Annotated in this window: 6 protein-coding genes; 3 read left to right on the top strand and 3 right to left on the bottom strand. The window is 70.1% G+C overall.

Features of this window, described 5'->3' with window-relative positions:
* Window positions 1-39: 39 nt before the first annotated feature.
* Window positions 40-984, bottom strand: coding sequence for a DUF5996 family protein (locus AF1_RS30730; RefSeq protein WP_067807368.1), 945 nt, complete (start codon window positions 982-984; stop codon window positions 40-42).
* 1,185 nt (window positions 985-2,169) lie between these two features.
* Here AF1_RS30730 and AF1_RS30725 point away from each other — a divergent pair.
* Window positions 2,170-2,598, top strand: a complete 429-nt coding sequence (locus tag AF1_RS30725) for a hypothetical protein (RefSeq protein WP_067807364.1) — start codon at window positions 2,170-2,172, stop codon at window positions 2,596-2,598.
* Between the two features lie 150 nt (window positions 2,599-2,748).
* Here the strand turns inward: AF1_RS30725 and AF1_RS30720 are convergent, their stop codons facing one another.
* Both AF1_RS30720 and AF1_RS30715 read right to left on the bottom strand, forming a co-directional pair.
* Entirely contained in the window at window positions 2,749-3,579 is an 831-nt protein-coding gene (locus AF1_RS30720) for a thioesterase family protein (protein WP_067807359.1), read from the bottom strand.
* 50 nt (window positions 3,580-3,629) lie between these two features.
* The gene (locus tag AF1_RS30715; RefSeq protein ID WP_067807356.1) at window positions 3,630-5,297 is read right to left on the bottom strand and encodes an LCP family protein; all 1,668 of its coding nucleotides are present in this window, start codon (window positions 5,295-5,297) and stop codon (window positions 3,630-3,632) included.
* A gap of 270 nt (window positions 5,298-5,567) precedes the next feature.
* Between AF1_RS30715 and AF1_RS30710 the strand changes: the two genes are divergently transcribed.
* The gene (locus AF1_RS30710) at window positions 5,568-6,620 is read left to right on the top strand and encodes a glycosyltransferase family 2 protein (protein ID WP_131732393.1); all 1,053 of its coding nucleotides are present in this window, start codon (window positions 5,568-5,570) and stop codon (window positions 6,618-6,620) included.
* A 125-nt stretch (window positions 6,621-6,745) separates the two neighbouring features.
* The coding region (locus AF1_RS30705; protein WP_067807353.1) for a hypothetical protein at window positions 6,746-7,245 on the top strand (500 nt) is incomplete at its 3' end.

Genomic DNA, 7,245 nt, shown 5'->3' with positions numbered 1-7,245 from the left:
AACTCCTCAAGTAGTGAGGGGAGGGCCGGGGGACTCCCCTCAGAGCGGCCGGTGGGTTCTGTGGGCCCATCTCGCGGGGTCGGACTCCAGCGCGGCGCGGTCCCAGCGGCCCGGACCGGCCGCGGCCTCGTAGGTGCTCTGCAGGAATTCGAGCAGGTCGCCGTCGGGGTCCGGTGCCGTGCGCACCGCCTCGTAGGGCAGGAGGAACTGTCCGTTCTCACGGCTGTAGAAGGCGGCGGACGGCCCCACCCGCTGGCCGGCGAATCCGTCGGGTTCGGGATAGGCGTAGGCGTAGAAGGCGCCCTCCTCGCCTCCACCAGGCCAGAATCCGCAGCTGCTGAGCTCCTGCGAATACGCCTCGACCATCACCCAGTCACCGCAGTTCGGCGCGCCGCCCGGATGCTCGGGCGCGTCCCGTCCGGAGAACCGTGTGCAGGCCAGATCCATGGAGCCCCAGAAGAAATGCACGGGACTGACCTTGCCGGCGAAGCGTGACCGGAACTCGCCCAGCACCCGCGATGCCTGCAGGAGCTGCCGCCAGAAAAGGTGCGCCGCCCCGGCGTCGTAGGCGGCGTGCCGGTCGTCCTCCGCGAACGGGATCGCGGGTTCGACCTCGTTCGGATGTCCCTGGATGCGCGTGCTGACGCCGAGCTCGTCCAGGAGGCCCATCGTCCGGGCGTGGAACTCCGCCACCGGCATGGGCTGGAGCCCGAACCCCCGCACGCCGCCGTCGCTGGTGCGCATCCGCAGCCGATGGTCGACGAAGTCGAACTCGATGTCGAACGCGCCCGTGCCGTAAGGGACGGTGGACGTCGTCAGCCCGCGCGGACTGACATACAGCGTCACCTGCCACCAGTGGTTCACCAGCGGCGCGTGCGCCAGCCGGATCTTCCCGACGATCTGCGTCCACATGTGCAGCGTGTCGCGGGTCTCCTGCCAGTCGGCGACCCGCAGCCGCGGCCATGCCTGTCGTTCCACCGCCATCCCCCTCAGCCGGAACCTTCCTGGGCATGCCCGTGATCCGCCTCGGCAACGCCGACCCGGAGAAAAGACTGCGGCACTTCTGCGCCGCTCCTCCAACGAGGCCGTCACCCGCCGACGCGCTCCCGGTGCCCGGGGCGCGGTCGAGCGGGCGGACCACGCCATCGCCGCCCCATGAGCGCGGCCCGGCCGCATTGACCACCGGTCGAGGAGGTCGTTGACCGGTTCCGGCAACGCGGCGATCCAGGGACGGCCGCAGGCATCCTCGTCATGGGACGCGATCAGCGCCTCGGGAGCATCAATAAGAATCCCAAGACCCCATCCGGCCGCCGATTCGGCGTTCGGTGCGGATCTCTCCAGCCTCCGGCAGCCGCACACCGGGAGCCACTGAACTGCGAGGATGCCGGGCAATGGGCCTTGGTCTTGGTTATGACCGCGCAGTGAACTCCAAATTTGACAACCGTTACAGAGCGCATCGCAAAAATTACTGGATTGGTCTTGCGTCCTGTCGCCCGATCGGTGAATATCGTGAACCAATGGTGAAGGGAACCCCGCCGCAGAGATTCGGCCTTCACCCCGCATAATTGCGGACAGGGAGAAGAGGAAACAGGGTGTCCGATCTCAGGATTCACCCGGCGCGGCTCGCCGCGACACCAGTTCCCGTGAAGATCTTCATGATCACTACCGTGCCCAGAGTTCCATGGCGACGCCGCCACCGAATTCCGGGCCGACGTCCGTGAGGGCCGTGGTCGCCGAGAGCCGCAATTACGGGGAAGTCAAGAACCCGGCCGGCAGCGCCGGAAACGCGCACTGGTAGATCATCTGCTGGCGCGGACAGATCTCCGCCGGCAGATGGGCACGGACGCAAAGGGAGCGTTTCAGGTGAGCGCGCAGCTCATCGGACGCATTCCAACGGGTGAGGTCCGGCCCGGTGCGGGATGGTCACGGGGGATGCGGCGGACCATCGGGCCGATGACGGCCCAGCGGATCACGGCCATCGGAGATGGCCCCGTCCACTGATCATCGGTCAGGTCCGGCGGATGGAAACGTTCGCTCACCTCCAAGCCCTGCCCGCGCGCACGGGAAGCGGCCTCACGATCACCTCGAACGCGCTCTGCGAAAAGAGCGAGACGGATCTCATGCGCGCCGCCGATACAGAGGTGCGGCGCAAGAACAGGAAGGAACAAAATGCAGATCGTTCACCGAACCGCCTTCGCGGTCATCGCCGCGGCCGTGACCGCCGGGGCTTTCGCTCCGGCGGCAATGGCCGAGACCGCGCCCATCGCGTCGAATCAGCGCAGCGCGCCGATTCAGGCCAAGGGCTACGAGCCCGGCTCCGTCGTCTATCGCGGCCCCTGCAAGGGCTGGATGAACACGAAGAAGATCAAGGGGCGCTGGTACGCCCAGGGGCTCGTCTACTCGTCCAGCGCCGCATGCTGGATGAAGCTGGAACGCAAGCACAACGGCGGAAGCTACGAGATGATATCAGACTATTACTACGTGCATGACGGCACCCAGGCCAACACCGGCTGGCACTACGACCACCGCGGTTACAAGGCGCGAGTCTGCATCCAACTCTCTACAGATTCCTCCTGGCATTGCGGTAAGGGAATCTGATACGCGGGGAAAGCGTCCTGCGAAGCGGTAGCGGCGGAAGCCCTCCATTCCGGATACGGCGGAGAGGGCTTCCGCCGCCCCGGCGGCCGTGCCTCGTGGTGCGATCGCCCCAGCGGCGGCACGCCTACCAAGACCGAGATGCTGTGCGAGTCATCCGGTCGCACATCGTTGGTCGCAAGAGTCAGGGCGTTCGTCTACGAGGAGGGTTTGCAGGGCGCGGCCGAACTCGCCCGACTGGTCCGCCAGGGTCGCCTGGCACAGGGCGCTGCCGCCGGGGCCGGCTTCCAGGGACGCGGCCATGCACAGCCATTCGCCGACCGGGTCGCGATGCAGGGCCACGGTCAGGTCGGTGTTGATGATCAGCCACTTGGACAGGTCGAGTTGGCTGCCCACCCCGGATGCGCTGTCGGCCAGGGTCAGGATCCGGGTGAGGGGCGTGTCGGTCTCGCCGGTGACCAGGGGGATGCGGGGGCGTGCCCATGTCGTGCCAGGGCCCGGCCGGTCGAAGCCGCCGTCGGTCATCCGCCACTCCATCGCGGCCAGGTAGCCGTCCACGTGGAGGTCGCCCCAAGCACCGAACGGTGGTGTCGACTCGGGGAGGGACGGCGGGGCGGGGGCGTGCACGACCGGTTCGAGGTGGGACGGGGCCATCATGATCCGCCAGGCGGAGGCGCGGACCACCGGGCGTCCCTCATGGGTGATCTCGCCTTCGAGCAGGGCGACCCTCCTGCCGGGGCGGATGATCCGGACGTTCACCTCCAGCGGGGCCACGGGGACCGGGCTCAGGATCTCGACCGTCACCCGTGCCACCCGGGTGCCGGGAACGGGGGCGTGCCGCTCGAAGGCCCGTCCGAGCAGGGCCGACACCGGGCCGCCGTGCTGCAGGTCCGGTGACCAGGGGCCGGCGGTGGCGGGTGTGCTGGTGAACCGGCCGTCCCCGCGCGGCTCGTAGAACGCCTCGGCGGGCGCGTCCCCGCTCATGCGGCCCCTCCCACGTCCATGACCGGAACTTTATTCCAGGGCGGGGCCGGTCAGGTGCAGAGCTTCGATGTCGCCGTGCCCGTCTCGATCGGGGGGGACGCGGGCGGCGACGTGCTCGGGGCCGACTTCACCTTCTTCACGCCGTCCCAGTTCGCGCCGACCATGACCTGCACACGTGACCCCAGCGACGACACCTTCTTCAGCTTGGCGCCCGGGATCGCGGCGGCGAGCGTCTTGGCGGCGTCCTCCTTGCCGGTCCCGTACCGGATCTGCGTGGTCTGCAGGCCGCGCCGCGCCACGCCCGGCACGACCGTCACCTTGAAGCCGAGGTCCCGCAGCTGGCCGCCCGCCTTCGTCGCGAGGCCGGGGGTGCCGATCGCGTTCAGGACGCGGACGGAGACGTCCTCCGGCGGCACCGCCGGCTCGTCCTCGGGCTTGTCCGTCGGGGTGGCGCTCGGCTTCGCGGTGGGCTGCGCCAGCGACTCGTCCCGCTGGAGCCTCCTGAACAGGTCGCGCGCCTTGTCCCGGTCCCACTGGACGGTCGACTGCGGGTTCGGCGCGTTCCACAGGACGACGTTGTAGTCCGGATTGGACAGCGGCACCTTCGAGAACGTGAGGTCGTCCGTCGACAGGTCCTTCATCTGGTCGGCGAGCTTCGGCAGGTTGTCGGCCAGCTTCTCGTCGACGCGCAGCGACTTCAGCGCCGCGTTCAGGAACTTCGTCGACTTCACCGGGTCACCGAGCGTCTTCGTCGACAGCGCCTGCTTCAGCATCGCCGCCATGAACTGCTGCTGCCGGTCGATGCGGCCGAGGTCGCTGCCGCCGGTCAGCGTGTAGCGGGCCCGGGCGAACGCGAGCGCCTTCAAGCCGTCCACGTGCGACTTGCCCGCCGGGAGCCTCAACCCGCTCTTGGGGTCGTTCACCGCCTGCTCGGTGCAGACGTCCACGCCGCCCAGCGCGTCCACCATGTGCACGAACCCGTAGAAGTTCACCTCGACGTAGTGGTCGATGGACATGCCCGTCACGCTCTTGATGGTGTTGACGGTGAGGTCGGGGCCGCCGAACTGGTACGCCCAGGTCAGCTTGCCCGCACGGGCCGGAACCCGCGCCCCCTTCGCGCCCTCCGACCCGTTCGACCTGTGCGCCGGGATCGTGACGTAGGAGTCGCGCGGCAGGCTCACCACCGACACGCTCTCGTGGTCGCGGGACACGTGCACCAGCAGCATCGTGTCCGAGCGCTCGCCGGCCTCGTGCCCCAGCCTCGCCGCCTTCTGCTGCGCCTTCGTCAGGCCCTCGCGCCGGTCGACGCCCGCGACCAGGATCGTCATCGCGCCCTTCGGGGCGTCCTTGCCCTTGCCGAGCCCGCCGACCGACACCTTGTCGATCATGCCGGTGACGTAGTTCTGGAACGCCCATGCGCCGCCCGAGGTCAGCAGCACGAACGCCGACATCGTCCCGGTCAGGGTCAGGAAGCGCTTCTGCCGGCGGGCGCTCATCGCGGCCCGCGGGCTGAGCGTCCGGCCGGGACGGCGCGGGCCGCGCGGGCTCTCCACCGCCACCCGCGGCGCGGGCACCCCGTCGATCGTCACGCCCTCGATGCCCGCGTCACCGTCGTCCGCCGCCGCGTGGGAGCCCGGACGCGGCCGGAAATAGCGCTCCAGCGGATCGGACTCCGGCGAGCGCCGGTCGCCGCGACCCGAGTCGTGCCCGTCTGCCATGCCGGCCGCCGCCTCCCGAAGATCACGTCCTGCCGCGAGTCCCCACCACTCTAAAGTGGGGGACACCCGTCCGTTGGCTACCTGGAGCTCGTGTCCTTGCAGTAACGTGGCGCCGTCTTGACCACACCCCGGCGGCCCGCACGCGAACCTGGGTGGCGTGGGCTGCGTCAGGCAAGCGAGCAAGAGAGAGGAAGGGGCGCCCGCCTCCGGTCTCCGGACGGCGTGCGTCCGCGAGCCCACATGAATTCGTCTCCCCATGCCCATCGCGCCATGAACCAGGAAACCCGGTACGCCGTGAAGACCCGTCCCGACTCCGGTGAACGCACCTGGCCCGCGGTATCGGTGGTGATGCCGGTCCTCAACGAGGAGCGTCACCTCGCCGACGCCGTGCGCGGCATCCTCAGCCAGGAGTACCCCGGCGAGCTGGAGCTCGTGCTCGCGGTCGGGCCGTCCCGTGACCGCACCGAGCAGATCGCCCGCGAGCTCGCCGCCGGGGACCCGCGCGTCCTCGTCGTCGCCAACCCGACCGGGCGCACCCCGCAGGGCCTCAACATCGCGATCAAGGCCTCGCAGTACTCGATCATCGTCCGGGTGGACGGGCACTCGCTGCTCCCCGCCGACTACGTCCGGGCCGCCGTCGAGACGATGGAGGAGACCGGCGCCGACAACGTCGGCGGGATCATGGCGGCCGAGGGCATCACCCCGTTCGAGAAGGCCGTGGCGTGCGCGATGACGTCCAAGCTCGGCGTCGGCAACGCCCGGTTCCACACCGGCGGCGAGGCGGGCGAGGTCGAAACCGTCTACCTCGGGACGTTCCGCCGCAGCGCGCTGGACCGGGTCGGCGGCTACGACGAGACGTTCACCCGCGCCCAGGACTGGGAGATGAACCACCGCATCCGGCAGACCGGCGGCCGGGTCTACTTCACCCCGCGGATGCGCGTCACCTACCGCCCGCGTCCCAACCTGCGGGCGCTCGCCAAGCAGTACTTCCACACCGGGCGCTGGCGGCGCGTCGTCGGACGCGAGCACCAGGGGACGCTGAGCCTGCGCTACCTCGCGCCGCCGATCGCCGTGGTCGCGATGGCGGCGGGCGCGGCCGCCGGGCTGTTCGGGTTCTGGCCGGGCTGGATCCTGCCGGGCGGGTACGCGGCCCTGATGGTCGCGGGCGCGGCCGTGGAGGGCCGCGGGCTGCCGCCGGCGGCCTGGATGCGGCTGCCGCTGGTGTTCGCCACCATGCACGTGACGTGGGGCGTCGGCTTCCTGACCAGCCCGCCGCGGCTCGGCCAGCCCGCCCCGGCCAAACCCGGCGAGTCCGTCCAGTAGCGGGCGGGGGCTGTCCGGTAGCGGGCAGAGGACACATTCCGCCTCGAACCGGCGTGCGCTCCCGTCAGTCCCGGGATTAGGTTTGGCGGGATCTGCCCGCCGCCCCCGAGCCCGGGAGGGTGACCATGTCCAACGGAGCGCGCCATGGCCTCGGTGTGCTGACCGGCCTCGTCCTGACGCCGGTCACCGCCCTGTGCCTGCTGTACGGCGGATCCAAGCTGAGGATGATCTACGCCTACACCCTCGCGAGGTTCCAGGGCTATCACGGGAAAGAGCTGTGGATCACCATCGCGGTCTTCCTGGTGGCGATGGTCCTGCTCGGCCTCGCGGCGGGTTCCCGGCTGTCGCCGGTCGCCTCACTCGTCCCCGGGGCCGTGTACACGGTCATCGGGGTCATCTGGTTCCTCTCCCCGCGCTGGGCGCTGAGCCATCCCGGTGTCGGCATCCTGCCGAGGGATCTGGACCGCGGCTACGCGATGCTCGGGCCGTCCGGTGTCTTCTTCCTGCTCGGCGTGCTGCTCCTCGTGGCGTCGCTGGCGCCGTCGCGGTGGAGGGCCCGCGCCGCCGCCGGTGCCGCGCCGGCCTTCGGCGGGCCGCCGCCCGCGCCGATGGGCCCGCCGCCCAT

This window comes from Actinomadura formosensis NBRC 14204, from assembly GCF_001552155.1.
Taxonomy (GTDB): Bacteria; Actinomycetota; Actinomycetes; order Streptosporangiales; family Streptosporangiaceae; genus Spirillospora; species Spirillospora formosensis.
Note: the sequence above shows the minus strand (reverse complement) of the source record. Positions and strands in the feature narration are given on the sequence as shown.

Bases quoted from the DNA above. Each gene is read 5' to 3' on its own strand.
- AF1_RS30730 (WP_067807368.1), bottom strand. From the start codon at position 984: ATGGCGGTGGAACGACAGGCATGGCCGCGGCTGCGGGTCGCCGACTGG.
- AF1_RS30725 (WP_067807364.1), top strand. From the start codon at position 2,170: ATGCAGATCGTTCACCGAACCGCCTTCGCGGTCATCGCCGCGGCCGTG.
- AF1_RS30720 (WP_067807359.1), bottom strand. From the start codon at position 3,579: ATGAGCGGGGACGCGCCCGCCGAGGCGTTCTACGAGCCGCGCGGGGAC.
- AF1_RS30715 (WP_067807356.1), bottom strand. From the start codon at position 5,297: ATGGCAGACGGGCACGACTCGGGTCGCGGCGACCGGCGCTCGCCGGAG.
- AF1_RS30710 (WP_131732393.1), top strand. From the start codon at position 5,568: ATGAACCAGGAAACCCGGTACGCCGTGAAGACCCGTCCCGACTCCGGT.